At 43.5% G+C, this 22,802-nt stretch carries 16 protein-coding genes and 2 tRNA genes; 7 read left to right on the top strand and 11 right to left on the bottom strand.

Going from position 1 to position 22,802, the window contains the following annotated elements; genetic code table 11:
• Positions 1-588: 588 nt before the first annotated feature.
• The 7 genes from J7I42_RS10970 to J7I42_RS10940 form a co-directional block, all read right to left on the bottom strand.
• Entirely contained in the window at positions 589-6,321 is a 5,733-nt protein-coding gene (locus tag J7I42_RS10970) for an IPT/TIG domain-containing protein (protein WP_209138822.1), read from the bottom strand.
• Between the two features lie 318 nt (positions 6,322-6,639).
• Positions 6,640-6,912 carry a hypothetical protein gene (locus tag J7I42_RS10965; RefSeq protein WP_209138821.1) on the bottom strand — a complete coding sequence of 91 codons (273 nt, stop codon included), beginning with the start codon at positions 6,910-6,912 and terminating at the stop codon, positions 6,640-6,642.
• Complete coding sequence (locus J7I42_RS10960; protein WP_209138820.1) at positions 6,909-7,190, bottom strand: hypothetical protein; 282 nt, start codon at positions 7,188-7,190, stop codon at positions 6,909-6,911. Before J7I42_RS10960 ends, J7I42_RS10965 begins: the two co-directional genes overlap by 4 nt.
• 710 nt (positions 7,191-7,900) lie before the next feature.
• Positions 7,901-7,974: transfer RNA gene (locus J7I42_RS10955), tRNA-Pro, on the bottom strand.
• Between the two features lie 78 nt (positions 7,975-8,052).
• Positions 8,053-8,143: transfer RNA gene (locus tag J7I42_RS10950), tRNA-Ser, on the bottom strand.
• Between the two features lie 214 nt (positions 8,144-8,357).
• The gene (gene dnaA, locus J7I42_RS10945; protein ID WP_209138819.1) at positions 8,358-9,791 is read right to left on the bottom strand and encodes a chromosomal replication initiator protein DnaA; all 1,434 of its coding nucleotides are present in this window, start codon (positions 9,789-9,791) and stop codon (positions 8,358-8,360) included.
• Positions 9,792-10,060: 269 nt separating this feature from the next.
• The gene (locus tag J7I42_RS10940) at positions 10,061-10,342 is read right to left on the bottom strand and encodes a hypothetical protein (protein WP_209138818.1); all 282 of its coding nucleotides are present in this window, start codon (positions 10,340-10,342) and stop codon (positions 10,061-10,063) included.
• A gap of 484 nt (positions 10,343-10,826) precedes the next feature.
• Here J7I42_RS10940 and J7I42_RS10935 point away from each other — a divergent pair, with 484 nt between their 5' ends.
• Positions 10,827-12,401: an NAD(P)/FAD-dependent oxidoreductase gene (locus J7I42_RS10935; protein WP_209138817.1), complete on the top strand. Its 1,575-nt coding sequence runs from the start codon at positions 10,827-10,829 to the stop codon at positions 12,399-12,401.
• Between the two features lie 141 nt (positions 12,402-12,542).
• On the opposite strand, the gene J7I42_RS10930 is transcribed toward J7I42_RS10935, so the two are convergent.
• The gene (locus J7I42_RS10930; RefSeq protein WP_209138816.1) at positions 12,543-13,541 is read right to left on the bottom strand and encodes a zinc dependent phospholipase C family protein; all 999 of its coding nucleotides are present in this window, start codon (positions 13,539-13,541) and stop codon (positions 12,543-12,545) included.
• A 125-nt stretch (positions 13,542-13,666) separates the two neighbouring features.
• On the opposite strand from J7I42_RS10930, the gene J7I42_RS10925 reads away from it, so the two are divergent.
• The 4 genes from J7I42_RS10925 to J7I42_RS10910 all read left to right on the top strand — a co-directional run bounded on the left by J7I42_RS10925 (position 13,667) and on the right by J7I42_RS10910 (position 17,633).
• Positions 13,667-14,599, top strand: coding sequence for an ABC transporter ATP-binding protein (locus tag J7I42_RS10925; RefSeq protein ID WP_209138815.1), 933 nt, complete (start codon positions 13,667-13,669; stop codon positions 14,597-14,599).
• A gap of 12 nt (positions 14,600-14,611) precedes the next feature.
• Positions 14,612-15,922: an ABC transporter permease gene (locus tag J7I42_RS10920; RefSeq protein ID WP_209138814.1), complete on the top strand. Its 1,311-nt coding sequence runs from the start codon at positions 14,612-14,614 to the stop codon at positions 15,920-15,922.
• Positions 15,923-16,031: 109 nt separating this feature from the next.
• Entirely contained in the window at positions 16,032-16,568 is a 537-nt protein-coding gene (thpR, locus tag J7I42_RS10915; protein WP_209138813.1) for an RNA 2',3'-cyclic phosphodiesterase, read from the top strand.
• A gap of 114 nt (positions 16,569-16,682) precedes the next feature.
• Positions 16,683-17,633, top strand: a complete 951-nt coding sequence (locus tag J7I42_RS10910; RefSeq protein WP_209138812.1) for a V-type ATP synthase subunit I — start codon at positions 16,683-16,685, stop codon at positions 17,631-17,633.
• A gap of 424 nt (positions 17,634-18,057) precedes the next feature.
• Here the strand turns inward: J7I42_RS10910 and J7I42_RS10905 are convergent, their stop codons facing one another.
• Positions 18,058-18,471, bottom strand: a complete 414-nt coding sequence (locus tag J7I42_RS10905) for a carboxypeptidase-like regulatory domain-containing protein (RefSeq protein ID WP_209138811.1) — start codon at positions 18,469-18,471, stop codon at positions 18,058-18,060.
• 163 nt (positions 18,472-18,634) lie between these two features.
• Positions 18,635-19,633, bottom strand: coding sequence for a sugar phosphate nucleotidyltransferase (locus J7I42_RS10900; protein WP_209138810.1), 999 nt, complete (start codon positions 19,631-19,633; stop codon positions 18,635-18,637).
• A gap of 475 nt (positions 19,634-20,108) precedes the next feature.
• Here J7I42_RS10900 and J7I42_RS10895 point away from each other — a divergent pair, with 475 nt between their 5' ends.
• Complete coding sequence (locus J7I42_RS10895) at positions 20,109-21,389, top strand: serine hydroxymethyltransferase (RefSeq protein ID WP_209138809.1); 1,281 nt, start codon at positions 20,109-20,111, stop codon at positions 21,387-21,389.
• 182 nt (positions 21,390-21,571) lie between these two features.
• Positions 21,572-21,997, top strand: coding sequence for a DUF4293 domain-containing protein (locus tag J7I42_RS10890; protein ID WP_209138808.1), 426 nt, complete (start codon positions 21,572-21,574; stop codon positions 21,995-21,997).
• A 107-nt stretch (positions 21,998-22,104) separates the two neighbouring features.
• Here the strand turns inward: J7I42_RS10890 and J7I42_RS10885 are convergent, their stop codons facing one another.
• On the bottom strand, positions 22,105-22,596 hold the full coding sequence (locus J7I42_RS10885) for a hypothetical protein (protein ID WP_209138807.1): 492 nt from the start codon (positions 22,594-22,596) through the stop codon (positions 22,105-22,107).
• Positions 22,597-22,802 lie beyond the last annotated feature (206 nt).

Below are 22,802 nucleotides of genomic sequence, written 5' to 3'. Positions count from 1 at the left end.
AAAGGAACACATTGCTGTATTCCTTTTTCTTAGTCGGGAGGACAGGATTGCCTTCGGCGATCCTGAAATGGGTGGAGCTAAAACATACAAAGCCTTTCCGTCCGCCGGCTGGCGGACGTATGGTCTTTTTTATTTGTTCGCATGGCAAGCAAGCTTGCATGCTACCAAACAAAAAAGCCCTTGGCTTTCGCCAAAGGCTTTGTTTGTTTTGTCGGGAGGACAGGATTCGAATATCCTCCATAATTTATTGAAAATTAATTACCTATAAATCAAATTTATCGAACTCACCGGATCACTCACTGAATGAGGGATGTGAAAGAGCTTGTATATCAAAAGTAATCAAACTATATCAAAAAATCTACACTCAGGTAACATCGCCTGGTTCTGGAAGTTGCTTTTAAAAACAATTGATAATTTTTTGCCTCTTTCAATACCGTTAAAAACAACATAACCAAAGCTTGTTACTAATCCAGTACGCGTTTAGTTATACAGTGCTTCCGTGGATAAACCCACCCTAAAAACTGAAAATGAAAAAGGCGCCCCAAAATTACTTTTGAGATGCCCTCTTCTTTTTTATACAAGGTGCTGCTATTGCACAGCCACCAGTCTGCTTAATGTTCTGTTTCCATCACTCCAAACAATGGTGTAAATGCCTGCCTGCAATCCGTTTACAGAGGTAGCCGTTTCCGTTACACCCTGCGCCAGGTTGATCAGCTTTACCGAACGGCCGGTAATATCAACAAACCGCAACGTAGCTGTTTTTGAAGCAGCCGGGTGTTTAATGATCAACACATCACGCGCCGGATTCGGTTTTACCATCAGCTCTTTACTGTTTGCATTTGCCGGATCAACAATAGCCGTTAAGGCATCGTAAATAAAACCATCGCATGTTCCTTTGCCAATGGGTGTTGTTACAGCCACTGTACCTGAAGTCCCCACCCCAACTACAGCCGTAATAACAGAATCGGAAGTAACGCTGAATGAACGGGCCGCCACACCACCAAAACTTACCGCAGCTGCGCCTGTAAAGTAAGTACCCTTTATAGTTACGGTAGCGCCTGTTCCTGCTGTTGTTGGGGTGAACGAGGTAATAACCGGTGCGCCAATATAAGTAAAGCTGCTCAGGCTCACTGTGCCCACCGGTGTGGTTACAATTACATCGCCCGATTTACCGGCGCCCACCACCGCAGTAACGGTATTGGCATCAACCACCGTGAAAGAAGAAACAGATACACCGCCAATGGTAACCGCAGTAGCGCCGCCCAAATTTTCACCTTTAATGGTAACCACGGTTCCCGTAGTACCGCTTGCAGGTGAGAAAGAGTTCACCACCAGTGAGCTCAATTTGTTACGGAAAAAAGAAATGCTTCCTACCTGCTCATTAGACACAATAATATCAGGGCGCTGGTCTGAATCAATATCAGAAACACAAATTGAATACACCCGTGCGGCGGTCGTCAATTCTATTCTATTGCCAAAGGAGAAACTACCAGTCGTGCTCGTATTGGGAAAGATAGCCAGTGCCCCGTTATCGGCAGCAAGAATATCAGGTTTACCATCGCCATTCAGATCGCCGATCTCCACTGCTCCCGGTGTACCAATGGTAGTGAGGTCTTTCCTGTTATCCATTAATATGTTACCGGGTATGCTCAGGTTCCTTACAATGGAGATTGAATTTTTACTGTTTCCGCCGGGTATCAGAATATCCAGCTTACCATCGCCATCCATATCGCCTACGGCTAAATACCGCGGGTCAGGACCGGTTTGAAACGGCTTACCCTGTTCAAATACGATCGTGCCGGGTGTACTTGTATTTCTCATTACAACGCCAAGGCTGTTCGATGAAACGGAGTGTGCCAACAACACGAGGTCTGTTTTTCCATCATGGTCAATATCAGCCACTGTAAGCGCATTTATATAAATACCAGCGTTAAAGGGGGCTCTAACAAAAGACAAATTACCTACCGTGCTGGTATTACGATATACATAAGCACCGCCGTATGCAGAGACGATGATGATGTCTGGTTTTCCGTCGTTATCAATATCGGTGCAGGCTACATAATTCGCATCGGGACCGGTATACGGATAATATACCTCGTTCTCGAATGAAATGTTATTACCGGTGCTGTTGTTTCTGTATACCGAAAGATTCTGACCATCCATTGCATTGGCCACGATCAGATCGAGTTTACCATCGCCATCCAAATCACCGGTGGCAGAATTAAGTGGGCCGTGCGTTGAATTAATGAGTTGTTTTGGTAAGAACGACAGTTTACCAACATTTGAATTGTTTTTAAAGATGGCAATGTGTTCTGTACCTATAGTACCGATATGACAAACGGCTACATCAGGTTTGCCATCGAGGTCAAAATCAGCAGCATTTACCTGCCTGGGCGAAGAACCCCAAATACCCCAGGCACTATCAATTCTCGCTTCAAACGAAGCGACGCTTAATGGCGCAGTTGCATTCAGCAATGCCTTGAACTTTCCTTGTGAATAACCGGTAAGGTTATTATTGCTTACAGTTATATAATCATACGGTGCACCCGCCGGCACTTTTACCGTGAGCGATTTTGCAGAAGCAGTTAATACTTCTGCTTTCAGTCCGCCAAAGTATACGATGTTTGCCGCCGCCGTTGTATTAAAGTTGGCGCCCGTAATGGTGATCGTTGTTCCCGACAAAGCCGCTTCCGGTGTAAAGCTGGTAATAATGGGTGCAGTGGTATAAGTAAAACCATTAAACGTACCAATGCCCAGAGGCGTAGTAACCGCCACATTACCCGTTGCTCCACCCGCTACAGTAGCCGAAATGGAATAAGGAGAATTCACCGTAAAGGAAGCAGCAGACACACCGCCAAACTTTACGTCTGATGCCTGTGAAAAGTTAGAACCTTTAATTTCAACAGTTGACCCCGCAGTACCCACATTGGGTGTAACGGATGTGATGGTGGTATACTGCGACACGTAGGTAAAGGCATCGCTGAAACCCGAAAATCCATCCGGCAGGGTTACAGTAACCAGCCCTGCTCCACCTGTTGGCACGGTAGCCGTTATACTTGTAGGTGAGTTTACCTTAACTGAAGTTCCGGCAACACCACCAAACGATACTTTAGATCCATTTACAAATCCTGATCCTATAATGGTTACAACCGTACCGGGCCCGCCGGTAGCAGGAGAAATTGAACTAATGATCACCTCTCCAAAAAGGAAACCCGATTTTTTACCTGTACCCGAAGGGTTGGTAACGGCAACATCGCCAGAAGCGCCCGCACCAACTATGGCCGTGATATAGTTATTTGAAGTGATCGTAAACGAGGCTGCCGGCACGCCGCCAAACGTTACACCTGTAACACCGGTAAACCTTTCGCCGGTAATAATAACAGCCGTTCCTTCCACCGCATGTGCAGGTGTTAGCTCGGTAATTGCAGGTGGCGGCGGTATATATGTAAAGCCGGGCAATGAGGCAGTGCCGCCATTGGTTGTTACCATAACATCGCCCGAATTGCCGGCGCCAACCGTGGCGGTCATACTCGTTTGGGAGTTCACCACCACCTTCGATGCACCCTTATTACCAAAATACACGGTTGTAATTTCCGGGTAAAAGTTCTTACCGGTTATGGTTACCTGTGTTCCTGTAGCTCCCGACGTTGGAGTAAAAGAAGTTATTTCGGGTGGCGCATACTGGAAGTAAAAATAATCGTTCGAAACGCCAGAGGCAATATCATTATATACAGTAATAGGACCACTGTAGCCAACACCGGCAACAGCCGTTATAATATTATCCGACACAACGGTGAATGAAACTGCTTCAGCCGGTCCAAACAAAACCTTGCTTGCAGTAGTGAAATGCTGGCCGGTAATGGTAACCGTAGAACCAACGGGACCTGTGGTTGGACTAAACGACGTGATCACCGGGCGTGGCTTAACCGTTAAACCCGGTAAACTGGCATTACCATAGGGCGAAAAAACGGCAACATCGCCGGAAGCGCCGGCGCCCACCCAGGCGTAGATGGTAGTTGGATTATCTATAGTAAAACTGGTAGCCGCAACGCCGCCAAACTGAACGCCGGTCACGTAGCTAAAGTTAATACCGGTTATGGTAACCAACCCGTTTGTAGGTGCTACCGACGGGGTAAATGAGGTAATGGTAGGCGGAGGTACGAAACTAAAGCCATTGATGGTTGCCGTGCCGAACGGAGTTGTTACGGCAATAGCGCCAGAAGCGCCGCCTTCTACCACCGCATTAATGCGGGTTGCAGAAACGACCGTGAACGACCGGGCCGCTACACCGCCAAAACTAACCGCAGTGGCCCCCAGCAAATTTGTTCCGTTGATGGTAATAGTTGTTCCTGCTCCCCCCTTGTTCGGACTAAACGATGTAAGACCGGGTATGGGCGTATAGGCAAACCCGGGAACCGATGCGGTGCCGTATTGTGTAGTAACACTTACATCACCCGATGTTCCATTGGCCACTTTGGCAGTAATGGTATGATTGTCTATTACAGAAAAAGACGCAGCGGCCGTGCCGCCAAAACTTACAGCAGTGGCGCCTGTAAAATAATTACCCGTGATGGTTATAGATTCACCATTGGAGGCGCTGGAAGGATTAAACCCGGTGATAACCGGCGGTGAAGTAAAAACGAACCCATTAGCCCGGGCAGAGTCTGTTGAAGTTTTTACTGTTACCGGTCCCGATTCACCTGCTCCTACCACTGCTGTTACGGTATTATCATTCACTACCGAAAACGATGCGGCAGGAACGCCGCCAAAACTTACGGCATTCACGCCAGACAAATAAACACCACTAATGGTGATAGTGGTGCCGGCCATAGCAGTAGCAGGTGTAAATGACAACAACTGCGGACTGGCCGTTCGGTTCTTCCAGATGGTTACCCGATAGATACCGCTTAACGGCGCCAGATCGGGTTTGCCATCGTTATCAAAATCGGCTACGGCAATGGTTTCATTAAACGTAGCGCCCATTTGTACATTACTACTAAATGAAATAGCGCCACCGGAAGCACTGGTATTTTTATAAAGCGCAATTGAGTTACTGCCCACACCAACTGCCAGGTCAGGCTTGCCATCACCATTCAGATCGTTGATGGCTAACCCAAAGGTATTATCGCCCAGCGGGTAGTTCAGAGTGTTAGAAAAACTAATGGTGCCCGATACGCTGGAATTAGTAAGAACCGATATACTGGTTCCATAATAATAGGACACCAGCAGATCGGGTTTACCATCGCTGTTCAGATCGCCCACTTCAAGGTGATCGGGGTTAGAACCGGTGGCAACAGTTTGTTTGGCAGCAAAAGAAAGTGCCCCTGTTGTAGAGGTGTTCCTGTAGATCTGTATTACGTTAAAATTGAAATCGGGTAACACAAGATCCGTTTTGCCATCGCCGTCAATATCAGCAACCCTGAGATCGTCGCTTAAACCAGCTACGGTCATAATATCGATCTTATTGGCAAACGAAATGGTTCCGCCGCTGGTGGTATTCCTGAGCACCGACACCATGGTCTCCAGTCGCTGGGTACGAATGACCAGGTCGGGTTTGCCATCATTATCAAGATCGGTTACTGAGATGCCCGCAGGGTCCTGCTCCGTAGCAAAATCAACTTTGGGCGCAAAGGAAATGACCCCGCCGGTGGTAGTATTCTTAAAGATTGAAACAGTATAATCATTGGTGTTGGAAACGATCACATCGGGTTTTCCATCGCCGTCAATATCGGCCACGGTAACGGCTCGCGGATACTGCCCTGTGGGATAATCGGTTTTTGGCGCAAAAGAAATAACGCCGCCGGTGGTCGTGTTACGGTAAACAGATAGTGTATTGTGCAACCTGTCAACAGCTACTACATCTATCTTTTTATCATCGTCAAAATCGCCCACCGCTTGCTTGGTAGTTTCAATATTGCTATCAACCGAATCAACCCGGCCGGCATAATCGAAAGAACTAGTCGTAAACAACGGCGTAGCGCCGGTAAAAGTTACATTAAAAGGATTTTTGGAAAAGGCGGTAAGTCCATTGGTAGTAACGGTAATGGGCTGATACATGGCCCCCGAAGGTACAGTAACCGTTAGTGAACCTGTACTAGCGGCGGTAACGTTGGCTTTTACACCGCCTACAAATACGATATTACCAGCAGGTGTGGCACTGAAATTAAGGCCTGTAATGGTAACCGTGGATCCAACCGGGCCTGAAGCCGGCGAAAAAGCGCTTATGGCTGGCTGAGCAAAGGAGATAACAGAGATACATAATGATAAAAAGGAAAGGAGCACTCCTTTCCGCAGCGTTTTTGGTGTAAAAGTGAAAAACATATGACTAAGATATACCGAAAATTAATCAACCAAAAACAAGTTGGCGGTCAGGGTTTTATTAACACGCTACACTAACGCCGTCAGGGGGTCGAAATACAAGTGGGTTATTTTTTTTAAGTCAGTCCGAACTTTGCCAACGTCTTTATGAACTATTCCGGCGCGTTTCAGCGCGTAGATGTCTTTAAAACAAATCGCTACATATGATTTACCGTTTTCATAGATTGCATCTTTTAATGACTGGTAGATGGCCAATGCCCCTTCATCTTATCCTGTAACAACAGTGCATGGGCAAGATTTATTTCACTCCTTTATCGGCTGCTAATTCTGCCTCTTTAAACCGGTGGCAAATAACAGGTACCAGGCTAGGACCCCGCAACTATTGACGTATTCCTTTTTGCGGGCATTGTCGTTTGGGTACACAGTATAGATGCGGTAATACATCGCATTGCTCTTTTCCTGGTACGTGATCCTGTCAGGCATGCTTTGTATGGTATCTGCAATAGCTGCATAAAGCCTCGCCGGGTTCCGGACACTAAAAGCCCACTTCGACGTATAAGTGGCAGGGTCAGCCTGCATCAGCTTTTCTCTCATGGCAATTGCCTGTAAGATCTTCTCTTCTTTTCGTCTTTACCAAGATATATATTCTTTATCCTGGCAACTGAAATTTCTTCATTGCTCAGTTTCAGATCCAGGTAAATCTCGAACAGCTTTACTTTAACCGAATCCAGGAAAACGGAGAGTTTAACCAGATAATCTGTTGTTTGCTTTGGCAGTCCTTTTCGCATATCCCAATCACTTCTTTTTACGCTATCAATAATGACATTTCTATTGGTGGCGCTTCCGGGATATTCAAACAACAATAAACGCAATATTCCCTTCTGTTCTTTTTTCTGCGTATATAAAACCCAACTTTGAACGAGATAGCAACTGCCATAATCGCTTCATTAAAGATTACATAGTGTGATGTTGTAGATATGGAAGAAGGTTAATTGTATAGCACAAACGCGGATGGTTAAACAAGAAGTACGAGCGTTATCATAGGCTATAAAAAGAGACAATTAAACAATGCATAAATATAATACGTATGTATATACCCTGTAAGCTTTTAGCCAAGTTCTAATCCTCAAAGGATGCAGAACAGCAACTTATATTAATGATTAACAACAACTTACAGCAAATGCCAACTTTTACTCACCGAATCACTCACTGCAAATAAGTGCATTTTTGATACATTTGAAAAATAGCGCAGCTAAAAAAAGCAAGGTAACAAGTTGATTAACTGAACATTACGTACTCAGTTGCGACTCAGTTGTGGACTCAGTTAGAAACAAAAAAATCTTCCAAATGGAAGATTTCCTTAAAAATATAAAAGCCTCTAAATGAATCAGTTAGAGGCTTTAGTCGGGAGGACAGGATTGCCTTCGGCGATCCTGAAATGGGTGGAGCTAAAACATACAAAGCCTTTCCGTCCGCCGGCTGGCGGACGTATGGTCTTTTTTATTTGTTCGCATGGCAAGCAAGCTTGCATGCTACCAAACAAAAAAGCCCTTGGCTTTCGCCAAAGGCTTTGTTTGTTTTGTCGGGAGGACAGGATTCGAACCTGCGACCCCGTGGTCCCAAACCACGTATTCTACCGGGCTGAACTACCTCCCGAGCATCTTTCTGGTTGTTACCAACCTACCAAGATTGAGGTAAAAATCTCCGCTTTCGTTTTGCGTCGGCGGACTTTCGCGGAGAGGGAGGGATTCGAACCCTCGGTACAAGTTTAAGCTCGTACAACGGTTTAGCAAACCGGCCCTTTCGGCCACTCAGGCACCTCTCCTTTTCCAGCGGGAGGCAAAATTAAGAGAAAAATTCAAATAATAATCAACTGAATAGAAATATTTAGAAGTTTTTTTTTCCAACAAGAAGAGGGGTTTCTGTAACCAGGAGATACCCTATTGATCACCTCTTGTAGCCTTCACAACGCCCCTATAAACAACAAATCCTTTCCGGCTTGCCGGAAAGGATTATCGGAAGAATTCAAATATTTTATGCTACATGGCGGCCAGTTGTACTTTTTGCTGCAATTCCATCACGCTTTCCCGGAAGGTGCTGTCGGTGTCCATAAGGTCTTTTACCGTTTGACAGGAGTGGATGACCGTTGTGTGGTCACGACCACCGAAATGCTCGCCAATGGTCTTTAATGAGTTTTTGGTGAATGCTTTGGCCAGGTACATAGTAATTTGCCGGGCCTGAACAATTTCACGCTTGCGGGTTTTTTGTAGCAGTTTGTCGTACGGCACATCGAAATATTCACATACCATTTTCTGGATGGTTTCGATGGTGATTTCCTTGCTGCTAGTTTTCACAAAATTACGGAGGACTCTTTTTGCCAAGTCTAGGTCAATTTCCCGCTTATTAAGCGAAGATTGTGCCAATAATGAGATCAAGGCTCCCTCCAGCTCCCGCACATTGCTATTGATATTATAAGCCAGATACTTAACTACCTCTTTGGGCATTTCCAACCCATCATTCTTCATCTTCCGTTCCAGTATTTCAATCCGGGTTTCATAGTCCGGAACCTGCAGATCAGCACTTAACCCCCAACGGAAGCGGCTTAACAACCTTTCCTGAACCCCTTCCAGGTCTTTGGGCGGTTTGTCAGACGTTAAGATCAATTGCTTGCCACTTTGGTGCAAATGATTAAATATGGCAAAAAAGGCATCCTGCGACTTTTCAGCCCGGTTAAAGAACTGTACGTCGTCTATTATTAACACATCTATCAATTGATAGAAATGTATAAAGTCATTAATGGCATTGTTACGGCTATGGTCCTGAAACTGGTTAATGAATTTTTCAGAGCTTACATATAATACCACTTTATTTGGATGCAACCTCTTTGTGTCATTACCTATACTTTGGGCAAGGTGGGTTTTCCCCAAACCTACACTACCATATATTACTAAGGGATTAAACGAACTGGCCCCTGGTTTTTCCGCAACGGTTTTTCCAGCTCTCCGTGCTACACGATTACTATCACCTTCAATAAAATTTTCAAATGTATAAATGGGATTGAGCTGCGGGTCAATCTGCATTTTTTTCAATCCCGGAATTACAAAGGGATTCTTAACAGGATTATTTATAATGAGTGGGAAATCCATCTCATTACTTGAAAAAGTTTTGTAGCCGTGTGTAGGAACATCCATAGTTAGCGGTTTGTTATTATGATTACCACTATCAACCATTATCCGATATTCTAATCTGGCATCCTTACCCAAAACCCTTCTTAATGTTTTCGCCAACAGATTTACATAATGCTCTTCCAGGTATTCATAAAAGAATTGACTCGGAACCTGAATGATAAGTATATTGTCTCTCAGCTCCACTGGTTTAATTGGCTCAAACCAGGTTTTGAAATGTTGCCACTCAACAATATCCTTAATTATTTCCAAACAGTTACTCCAAACTTTTTCGGACGTCTTAGCCATTATACTAGAAGCAGTTTTTTTATGTTGAGTTAAGTTGCTATTCATCTTCAATTACACACAATTAGTCTGACTTCACAGGACAGTTGGGGAATCTCAGAAACTTAAAAAGGGCGACGAATATCAAATTTTTCTTCTGAAAAAAAAATTTTTTATTCACTAGTTTTTGACAATTCTACACTCCACCCTACTTATTATTTTATTTTATTTTTTACTGTCAAAATAATCCCCATCAATAACTCTCCCATGCAATTATTATGCGCAGATCTTAGTTACTGTTCCAACCTGTAAGCACTGGCTAATACAAGTAAAGTATCACAAAAAACAGCAGCCCTCCCATTCATCATTTGACAGTCATTGCTGCGTACTTTTGCGACACTACTATTACTAGCAGCGCTCATCAACTTTTTATATGCCCGGGAAATTTTTAAGTGCGGGCCTGCCAACCGTGAAGCTCCTGGTTTACATTGAACGGATTTTAGTGTATTGGTTTTGCAGGAAATGCGAATGAAGAAAGACAACAACGCAGTAATATCAAACAATTCTTTCTTCATATTATTTATTGGATGCTATTGAAGGTACAAATAATTTGAAATGCAGGAAATATAAATCCACTTTTTTTTATTTCTTGATCAAAATAAAAAAACACTTACACCATTGCATTAACTGAAAAAAAGTTATAGATTAACTTTTTACTGCATTAGCCTTACATACACCTACATTCAATAACATTTGTAAGCCTAAAGTACTCAAGGTATTCCCGTATTTTTTAAAAAACAATAACACACAGTGGTATAATTTTACACCCTGCCCAAACAACCAAGTCCATTTATAAATCTTTACATTCCACCGCAACAGATCATAAGAAAATCCCTCCCTTATTACTAATACAAAAAGCTAAATAACCTTATTGCTTTAGCAAGCAATTATAGTAATGGGTCCTTCTCTAATTTCTTTCTAATCGTTCGTGGAACACTTTTGTGAATCGTATTGTACCTTTGCAGGATTAAATAATTTTTAGGTTAACTACCTAACACTATGCAACAACGAATCACTTTAAAGCTTCTTCCTTCTGAAGCTGCCAACGACGCTGTTATACAACAATACGCCGCACAAAGTTTAGGACTGTCACTTACTGCCATTACCGGTTTCCAGGTTGTTAAAAGATCTATTGACGCCAGAGGCCGTCAACCTTGGATCATGTTGACGATCACTGCATTTGTAAACGAACCCTTTACTCAGCGAAGTGTTAAAGAACTGCAACTGCAGGATGTTACACAGGCGACACAACAAGTGATCATAGTAGGTGCAGGGCCCGCCGGTTTGTTTGCTGCGCTAAAATTGATTGAGCAAGGCATTAAACCGATTCTGCTGGAAAGAGGTAAAGATGTAAGAGCCCGCCGTAGAGACCTCGCCGCCCTAAACAAACAAGGTATCGTAAACAGTGAAAGTAACTATTGCTTTGGTGAAGGCGGAGCCGGTACATATAGCGATGGTAAATTATATACCCGCAGTACCAAACGTGGCGATGTAGAACGCATTTTAAATATACTGGTTCAATTTGGTGCCCAGGAACAAATACTTTACGAAGCCCATCCCCATATAGGAACCAATAAATTACCTGAGATCATCACCGCAATAAGAGAACAGATACTTCAATGTGGTGGTGTTTTTTTATTTGAACAAAAAGTAACCGACTTTCTAATAAAGGAGAACACCATTTATGGTGTTAAGACCGCCAGTGGTAATACATTCAATGCAAATGCGGTGATTTTGGCAACCGGTCATTCGGCCCGAGATATATTTGAACTGCTTCATACTAAGAATATTCTTATTGAAGCAAAACCATTTGCCCTGGGCGTTCGTGTAGAACATCCGCAAAGTATTATCGACACTATACAATATCATTGCTCCCCTGGTAAAAGCCGAGATGAATTGCTGCCACCCGCGTCTTACAGCCTGGTGCAACAGGTAAACGACAGAGGCGTTTTTTCCTTTTGCATGTGTCCCGGTGGCATTATTGCACCTGCATCAACCAGTGATGGTGAACTGGTGGTAAATGGGTGGTCGCCAAGCAAAAGAAATAACCCCTTCGCCAATTCTGGTATTGTTACCGCTGTTGAAGTTAAAGATTTCATGCAGTCTCAAAAGAACCCCAGCCCTTTATCCGGCATGTATTTTCAACAAGCTGTTGAACGCAAAGCCTTTAAATATGGCGGTGGCAAGTTGGTAGCCCCTGCGCAACGCATGGTTGATTTTACTCAAGGAAAACAATCTGCTTCGTTGCCCGACTGTTCTTATTTACCTGGAATTACAACCGCTGCATTGAACGAGGTGTTACCGCCCTTTGTTTATTCGTCTTTGCAACAGGCCTTTATCGAATTTGGAAAAAAAATGAGAGGCTATTTTACCAATGAAGCCGTGCTGGTCGCCACTGAATCAAGAACTTCTTCCCCTGTTCGCATTCCACGCGATACAGACACCACACAACACCCACAAATAAAAATGCTTTTCCCTTGTGGCGAAGGCGCCGGTTATGCTGGTGGAATTGTAAGTGCCGCTATGGATGGGGAACGCGTTGCAGAAAATATTGTGGCACTTTTAGCAGTTTGATATAATGTTATATTAACAATTGTTTTGATCGATATCAACAAGTAAGTTTTAAGTTATAGAGTTCTTTTCTTTTTAAGAACTCTATAACTTATAAACTAAATAACTAATGAATTTATGTTGATTTTACTCCTCACTTCCCCATCATTCTTCTTTATCACTTCCCTGCTTTGATATTAATAATTTTTTCTCTAACAATTGATTCTTCCTGAAAGCATCATATTCCATTTTCAATTCTTCTTTTTCTTTGGCTGAGGCTGGCGTTTGAAATACCTTGTTCAAATTTGGACAACCGGCATCGACCCAGCTTGTATACCAGAAATCAGCTACAAGATCAGCAGCGTTGATCAGCCGTTCATTGATGGTTTTACCCAACTTTGCACTATACGCCTTTGCGAAGGCAGAAGTATAACTTTTACTTTCCCGGCCATTGCGCATTTGCACCCGGTACTTCTCTCCTTCTGTAAATGATTTGGTCACTTCCTTTTCCTGCTCAAACACATCATGCAATAATTTATATGATTGCCGGATAGCCTTCCAGATATTTCTTTCCGGATGTTTAAGGTAATGCGCTTTATGCTTGCTGCGCAAATCATATTGCTGGATCTCTATCTCGGGGACCATCGATTCCCATAAACTGTGCAACCCCTTTTGACCGGTTAATTGTCCATCGTAGTTCTCCGATACATGTAAAGGCACATGCGCATCACTTATATAATGGCCAAGGTCAATGGCATAAAACAAAATGCTGTCTTTATTGCCATTGCGAAAAGCGGCAGTGAGCCGGTCTTTCATGGTGATCACATAATATGGTACATACCCGCAATGGGCCAAACTGTCCTTACCATACTTCTTTAAAGCAGCTTCCCATTTCAGGGGCATTTTCCAGGCAGCGGAATCACCATACAACTCCAGGTCAATGTAATGTTTGGGGGCTTCCTCCTTGTCCTGGTTGCGTCGCTGATCCGGTCGTACAGATTGCTTCACAAGCTCATTCATATTATGGTGAAAGAACATACGCATTGATGGCGGCAATTCATATACGGCCAGTTGATGAATGGTACGGTGGCCCAGAAAACCCCAGCTGCTGCAGATCAAAGCCGTTACTATTAATATACTACCTACTACTATCAGTCGTTTCATGCTGCTTATTTTGAAATGAAATTGCATAAATATAGCATGCGTATGTAATAATTATGATTTTTTTGCTACTAATTAACTGTTTCATTACCTTAAGTATCAGTCTTTCCCTCAAAAGCTTGCATACAATGAATAGATTGGAAGTTAAACATCTTAAAAAATATTATACTTCGCAAAAAGCGGTAGATGATATTAGTTTCTCCCTGGCGCCTGGCAGCATCTTCGGTTTGCTGGGACCAAACGGAGCCGGTAAAACCACGCTGATAAGAATGATAACCGGTATTCTTTATCCTGATGAGGGTGACATTATCTTCAATGGACAACCGTTCAATCCCGATAAAGACAATGCCTATATAGGTTATATGCCCGAAGAAAAAGGGCTGTATAAAAAGATGAAGATCGGCGACCAGGCCATTTACCTGGCACAATTAAAAGGACTGAGCAAGGCAACTGCCATTGAAAGGGTAAAACAATGGTTCATAAAGTTTGAAATGCAAAGCTGGTGGAATAAAAAAGTGGAAGACCTGAGCAAGGGCATGCAACAGAAACTGCAGTTTGTTACCACGGTGTTGAACGATCCCAAACTCATTATCCTCGATGAACCTTTTAGCGGTCTTGACCCGGTGAATTCCAATCTTATTAAAGAAGAAATACATAAACTGGCCCAGAATGGCGCCAGCATTATCTTCAGCACCCACCGGATGGAACAGGTAGAAGAAATATGCGATCACATTATTCTTGTAAATAAAGGACAAAAAATATTGGATGGAACGGTGAGCGGCGTTAAACAACAGTTCAAGGAAAATATTTTTTCCATTGGGCTCGACAGCCAGCCAGGTCCCATTAATTCTCCTGCTTTTGAGGTCATTAATAGTAGAGACGAACAACTTATCCTTAAGATAAAAGAAGGGTTCAGATCAAATGATGTGTTGCACTATTTTCTACAGCAGCAGATAGGCATTAATTCATTCCAGGAAATATTGCCTTCGTTAAGTGAGATATTTATAAAACTGGTGGAAGGCACGCCCCTCACCCGGCAATTTGAAACTGTAACTGCATAATACGATATTGTCATGAACAAGATATTACTCGTAATACAACGTGAATACCTGGTACGGGTTAAGAAAAAATCATTCGTGGTTACGACCATCCTGGTACCTATTGTTATTGTGGTTTTTTATGCAGTCATTATAGCCATTGGCATGAGTGGCAGCAGTGAAAAAAACAAGATAGCCGTGATCGATCAGGCCAACCTGTTCAATGGAAAAGTGGAGAATGCCAAAAGAGATGGTTCGCAATATGTGTTTATCACCGGACAGTCGCCGGACTCAATAAAAGAGTTCTACCCTAAAATGGGGTATGATTACTTTTTATTTATTCCGCCCATGGACTTTTCCCAGCGGGTCAATAACATTCAGTTATACAGTAAATCACCGGTCTCGGTTACGCTAAAAAGCAAAGTTGAAAAAACCATCAACAATGCCATTGAGCAAAAACGGCTGCAATCGGCAAATATCTCCCCGGAACAATACCGGTCTATTAAATCAGATATTTCCATTGAGAACAAATTGAAAAACGGCAAGGAAGAAAAAAAGAGTGTGGCTGGCGTGGCTTCGGGTGTGGCATTCTTCTGCGGTATGCTCATTTATATTATCATGCTTATATACGGCACCATGGTAATGCGGGGTGTAATGGAAGAAAAGATAAGCCGGATCGCTGAAGTTATGGTGAGCTCTGTAAAACCATTTCAATTGATGATGGGCAAGATCATTGGCATAGGCGCCGTAGGCCTTACCCAGTTCGCCATCTGGATCCTGCTTATTGCTGGATTACAATTTATCCTGCCTTTCTTTATTCCCGGCCTCGATGCAAGCGCCATACCCCAGGCAGGACCAACCGGGGGAATGGCAGGCACAATGGGCATGATGGAAACCATGCGTACCGGCTTACACTCAGTACCCTGGGTGTTGATCATTGGTTGTTTTATCTTTTATTTCCTTGGCGGCTTTTTATTATACGCCTCCCTGTTTGCTGCGGTGGGCAGCGTGGTAAGTGACGACCAGCAGGAAGCGCAACAAATGGTCTTCCCGATCATGATGCCGATCATCCTGGGCTTCGTTATTATGACCAAAGCTATTTCTGAACCGAACTCCCCACTGGTTGTTTTCGGGAGCTTATTTCCGCTTACATCGCCTGTGGTGATGATGGGCCGCATCATGTACGATGTGCCCGCAAGCCAGTTGATCACTTCCATGCTTTTACTGGTGCTGGGCTTTTTGTTCTTTGCCTGGTTAACCGCTAAAATTTACCGCACCGGCATATTAATGTATGGGAAAAAAGTTAGCTGGAAAGAAATGATTAAGTGGGCTTTTAGAAAAAGTTAGTTTATTTAGGTTTTACAGTTGCAGGTTATTGGGTTCTTAAGTTCGTTGGTCCGCAAACCTTAGAACTTACTAACTTACGAACCTAATAACTTAGGAGCTTTGTAACTATATGCTTCACTTTATAGCCATAGTGACACCAGAAGAGATCAATCGAAAAGTATTGCAATGGAAGTTTTATATGCGTGATCAGTTCGGGTGTAAGGTTGCCTTGAAATCGCCGGCGCATATTACGCTCATTTCTCCTTTTATGATGCCCGATAATTTACAACCTGGCTTACAGGAACTGTTGCAACCGTTTGCCAGCCGGGAACAACACTTTTCCATTCAATTAAAAAACTTCGCAGCCTTTAAACCCCGGGTAATTTACGTTGATGTATTGCCCAGCCCGCGGTTAACCGAATTTAAAACAGCCCTTGAAACAACCCTGCTACAAAGCAACCGCTTTCCGGTAAAAAAAGAAGAACGTCCCTTTCACCCCCATGTTACCATTGCCAACCGCGATTTGCATAAAAAGGACTTTCCCCTGGCCTGGCAGCATTTTCAGCAAATAAACTATGAGGTAACTTTTACGGCCAATGCCTTTGCCCTGTTGCGTCATAACGGACAGATATGGGAAATTATCCACTCGTTCCCATTGGGCAACTAAACGTTAAAAAAAGTTAACCAGTTAAAAATTTATCTCCTCATGCAACAATTTACGAAATCTATCGTATTTTTATACGAAAGACATCGTAATCAGTCACTCTTAAAAGTAACAACCATGAATTTGAATCAATCGTTTATCCGCTGGGGTTCCCTGGCGCTGGTAGCTAGTGTGGTTACCTTACTGGCCTTTACCGGCGGCCCGCAACAAAATACGGCTCCCAATGGCAATCGAGATTACCATTTTGCTAACCATGCTACCGATACCATACCTACGCAGAAAAGAAATAAAATAACCAGGGATGAGGCCAACGACCGCGACCTGGATAAAGAAATACGTCAGTTAGATGAGGCAAAGGATAAGCTGGAGAAAATGAAAGACAAAGACTGGGACGAAATTTCACAGCGTGTGGAAGAATCGATCTATAAAATAGATTTTGACAAAATACAGCGACAGGTTGATGAAGCAGTAAGGCGTATCGATGTTGAAAAAATGCATCGTCAGGTAGAGGAATCATTGCGTAAAATTGACTTCGAAAAAATTCAACGGGACGTACAACAATCACTGGAGGATGTAAGTAAAATAGATAAGGAGGCACTGAAACGTGAAATTGACAATGCCAGAAAAGAGGTTGACAAAGCGCTCAGGAATGAGGAATGGAAACAGGAGTTAAAAGAGGCGCAGAAACAACGCCAGATAGATGTGCAAAAAGAGCTGGAAAATGCCAGGAAGGAAATGGCCCGCGTAAAGGAAGAAATGAAGCACCAGCAAATTGACCTCAAAAAAGAAATGGACAAGGCCCGGGAGGAAATGGGAAAGGCCCGGGAAGAAATGCAGGGCTATCAGGAAATGATATACGAGATGGAAAAAGATGGTTTACTAAACACGAAAGAGAATTACAGCATTGAATTTAAGTCGGGCGAGCTGTACATCAATGATAAAAAACAACCGCCAACAGTTACTGATAAATACCACAAATACATAAAGAAAAAGAATATAGCCATAAAGAAACAAGATGGTAAAATGAACATCAACCATCAAGAACGTTCGGATACGCATTTAGACTAGTGATTTTCTCACGCGTCCCGGTTCCCCGGGACGCTTTTTTTTGCGTGAATCGGCAATCGGCAAACGGCAATTTGGGCCTCTCGAAATTTGAGACTCACGGAATCGTGAAACGTCAAACGTGAAACGTGAAATAAAAACCAGGCATCTCACTGCGTTCAATGCATTGTCACCTTCGCTTCGCTCAGTAATAAGTTCGCGATCGTTGAAATTAATAACTACTTTCCGCCGCTCAAAACCTTCTACCTTCTGAGCGACACGCGTAGCGTGGAGCATCCTGCTGTATTTCATTGCCGATTGCCGATTCACGATTGCCGAAAATAATAGGAGTTCCGCAATAAGGACTTTCATGTTTCACGATAAAGCACCTTAATACAAAAGGCCCCACTGTAATAGTGAGGCCCTTTTAATTAGTTTATAGTACCAATCATCCTTCCATCATCCGGAAGAAGGGATGGAAAACATCGCCTTCCTCTTCCAGTTGCATATTGGTGATATCAAAGCTCATTTTAAGAGAAACACCTTCTTTGATTATGATGCCTTCCCGGCGGGTAGTTTTATATCCTTTCTTCTCCAGGATAATGATCACTTCGCCTACCGGCATTTGTGGCACTTTAAAGTTGCCTGATGCATCGGTAGTGAATTCTTTCTTCTCCTGTCCTTTTGAAGTGGAAATGGATACAGTAACGCCCTGTACTGGCTTTTTGGTGCCTGCGTCAGCTACGCATCCCTGTAGCACCGGCTCGGTCGATTTACGAGTACCGTTATCGCCATTAGCTTTGGTTAGCAGCGATAGAGGCAATAACGCTGCAAGCAATAGGTAATTTTTTTTACCTCTCATAAAAATTAGTGTTTAAAAGGTTGGCAAACCAAACATCAGCTGCCACAAGTTTTCAACCCGGAAACAACATAAAGACACGAGGTGCGTACATTATGTTGCATTCCTAGCCTGAAGGTACTCAAAATTTACCCAGTTAGGTTATGTTTTAAACCTAAATATTTGTTCACGATTCACCCAGGTCTATTTCGGTATTGTCGCCAATATTTAAACTTCTGCTTTCACCTTTTACCTCGGTATCACTACCAATGAGAGAATTTGTCAATACTATATCGTAGAGGTCTGCAAATGAGCCAATAATAGAATCTTTAATAATTGAATAACTGATGGTGGTTTTTTCGCCAATGGTAACATTAGGCCCAACAATGGAATTCTTTATATCGCAACCTTCCGCCACACTAACGGGGGGGATAATGATGGTATTTTCAAAATTGTGATCGGGTGAAATAACGCCGCCAAACTTTTTTAGCAAAGTGGCATTTGACTCCAGCAGGGTATCTTTTTTGCCGCAATCGAACCAGTTTTGGACCTTGTAAGGCTGAAACCGGGCCCCATGTTGTATCATACACTGAATAGCATCTGTTATGCTGAACTCACCCCGGACCATAACCTGGTTCATAATATTGCTTTCCAGGCAATTGAACAGGAAGGAGGTTTCCTTTATGCGGTAAATACCCACCAGCGCCATATTCGACTTGGGGATCTGCGGCTTCTCTACCACGCGGGTAATAAAACCGTCTTCGCCCAGTTCTGCCACCCCAAAATCGCGGGGATCATCAACCCGTTTAACGCCCAGTGCCGAGCACGGCATATCCAGCAGTTCCTTTACATCATATTCACAAATGGTATCGCCCAACACAATGAACATTTCATCGTCGCCCACTATGTCTTTGGTCAATTGTATGGCATGGCCAATACCGTGACGTTCGCTCTGGGTTACAAACCAGGCTTTCAGTTCGGGATATTTCTCTTTTACGTAATCCTGTATTTTATCACCCAGGTATCCTACAATGAAAACAAATTCATTGATACCTGCTTCGTGCAGCTGGTCAACAATAATACTAAGAATAGTTTTGCCGGCCAGGGGTATAAGTGCCTTTGGTTGCGTATACGTATGTGGTCGCAGTTTTGTACCTGCACCAGCTACGGGAATGATTGCTTTCATTTGAAAAATATTTGCTTTTCAGCCATCCCATCCGCCTTTTAGCGAAGGGACCATTCATGCTTATTTATTTGACTCTTACTTTCTTTTTTTACAAGCCCGCTAAGCACTGTTATAACTTGAAAAACAAGTGGTTTGTTTTTTTTCAAAGCCGTGAAAATAGTAAAAATTATTTTACCAGCGTTTGTTAGTACAAAAGTTGCTATAAGCTTAATGCTTCTGAAGGGCAATAAGCAATAGGCAGACGAGACGGCAGACGGCCCGCCTACGCCAGGGTTTCGGCGGGCGAGGCAGTAGGCAGTCCATGTTGCGGCCCCTATCAACTCGTGAAACGGCAACCCTGAATCGGCAATCCGTGTTGCAGACACCTATCATCTCTGTCAACCTTATCAACCCTATCAACTGGCCAACCCGTCAATTGGTTAACTTGTCAACTTTTCAACTCCGTTAACTCCCCAAACCGCTGTATATTTGCGCCATGCAAAAAGACACGCTTGTTTTTGACCTTCTCAGGAAAGAACTGGAACGTCAAAGAAATGGAATAGAACTCATTGCTTCCGAAAATTTTACGTCATACCAGGTAATGCAGGCCATGGGCACTGTTCCAACCAATAAATATGCGGAAGGCTATCCCGGCAAACGCTATTATGGTGGTTGTGAAGTGGTAGATGAAATTGAAACGTTGGCTATTGACCGCCTTAAAAAGGTCTTCAATGCCAGCTGGGCCAATGTGCAGCCCCATGCAGGCGCTCAGGCAAATGTGGCAGTATTTTTAGCCTGTTTAAAACCAGGCGACAAGATCCTGGGTCTCGATCTGAGCATGGGTGGTCACCTTACCCATGGCAGTCCCGCCAACTTCAGTGGTAAAAACTACCAGGCGCTGTCATACGGGGTGAATAAAGAAACCGGTCTTGTTGATTACGATCAACTGGAGGCAATTGCCAGAAAGGAAAAACCCAAAATGATCATTTGTGGTGCTTCTGCTTACAGCCGCGACTGGGATTATAAACGCATCCGTACCGTGGCCGATGAAATTGGCGCCCTGGTTATGGCCGATATCGCTCACCCCGCCGGTTTAATTGCTAAAGGTTTGCTCAACGATCCGTTCGATCATTGTCATATTGTAACTTCTACTACCCATAAAACTTTGCGCGGACCCCGTGGTGGTATCATCATGCTTCGTCATGATTTCGATAACCCACAGGGTATCAAAGACCCCAAAGGAAACATCCGTCCCATGAGCGCTCTGCTCGATCTGGCCGTTTTCCCTGGTATGCAGGGCGGACCACTGGAGCATGTGATAGCTGCCAAAGCAGTGGCTTTTGGTGAAATCCTTACCGATGAGTTCAAAACTTATGGCCAGCAGATCATTAAAAATGCACAAGCCATGGCGGCGTCTTTTGTTAAACGCGGCTACAACCTCATTAGCAATGGTACCGACAACCATTTAATGTTAATTGACCTGCGTAATAAGAACCTCACCGGTAAAAAAGCACAGGAAACCCTCGATAAAGCACACATTACCCTTAACAAAAATGCTGTGCCTTTCGACGATAAAAGCCCGTTTGTTACCAGTGGGATCCGTGTGGGTGTTCCTGCCATTACTACCCGCGGCATGAACGAAGGCCACATGGAAACTGTGGTAAGCATGATCGATAAAATATTAATGGATATTGATAATGAAGCTACCATCACCGCTGTTAAGCATGATGTGCATGACTTCATGAAACAATTCACGCTTTATCCTGAATTGGGATAACGGCGAGGTCAGTGGTGAATTCCCGGCAGACAAGCTTTGTTGGGAGGCCGACCGTGGTGGTCGGCAGGATCAGTGGTGAGTAGGTTCCCGAATGTTTAGTAGTCTGATCATTCGCGAGCTTACTCACAACTCACCGCTCACAACTCACCTGACTTACTCACTTTTCTCAAACCTATTGACCCATGATCCAACGTCTACAATCAGTTTGGTTACTGCTGGCCGCTGCAGCCGCTTTCTGCAGTTTGAAGTTCTCTTTTTACAGCGGCAATTTGATAAAGGATAATCAACCCAAAGCATTTGTGTCGTTAACGGCGCAAAGCAATTTGTTGTTGCTGATCTTAACTGCAGGTGTAGGCATTGCTTCCCTCATTGCGATCTTCCTCTATAAGACCAGAAAGATGCAAATGCGCATCGTTTTAATAACCCTGTTAGGTTCGCTGTTAAATCTGGGATTATACTTTTCCGAAACCCAAAAGTTTGTTGCGGGCGAAGGAAAATATGACCTCACAGCAATATTCGCCATCTTCATTCCCGTTCTGCTGTTTTTTGCAATCAGGGGAATTCGTAGAGATGAAAAGCTTGTCAAAAGTCTTGACCGCTTAAGATAGAGATCGTTTGAGTTATTATGTTATTAAGTTATTGGGTTACTATGTACCAGGAGCCGGCTACAACTAACTCAATAACCTACGAACGCAATAACTTACTAACTAAATAACTATTTCCCCAGTTCCAACTCATAGGCAATATACTTTCTCCCATCTTTTAATGCGGTGGTGATCACTTTTACCCGGATAGTGAAGGTGCCGTTACTGTACAGCGTATGCTGGGCTTCTTTAAAATCGAATTTCGCCGTGCTGTGATAGTTATTATCCAACAACCAGGCGGCTATTTGCTGGTATTCTTCTTTCTTATACGTTCGGTAGGTAATTAACCGGCTTTTCAGGTTTCTGACTGCTGCATCGGCGTAAATGAACGAACGCACCACTGCTTTTCCATCCTCCTGTTTATCGAACCAGGAATACTGGAATAAGGAGCTGGCTGAGTCCACGTCTTTTTGCATCAGCAGATACCCCTCTTTTTTAAGGGTGGTATCGATCCTTGTGGAGTTCCAGTCGAGCATCTCAATAAGCTGCGGTACCTCTATCTCTTGTGCACGAACGCTTACAGAGATGATTATCAGAATTAAAGAAATTATAAATTTATGCATGCAACTTGCTAATGTTTTTGCAAGGTACGTATTCAAAATGCTTTTGTTATGTTAAAAGAGAAATTACAGGCATGCAGACTTCGGTTATCCCACTTCGTAAAACTCCCCAATGCACTCACAATCACATTTTAATCCCGCAAATGATTTTGAAATCTAAATTTTATCATTATCTTCGAAACATATCCACCCCCTATTAAAGTTCAGAA

It is taken from the genome of Niastella soli (assembly GCF_017742245.1).
Taxonomy (GTDB): domain Bacteria; phylum Bacteroidota; class Bacteroidia; order Chitinophagales; family Chitinophagaceae; genus Niastella; species Niastella soli.
This window is presented reverse-complemented; position numbering and strand designations above follow the sequence as displayed.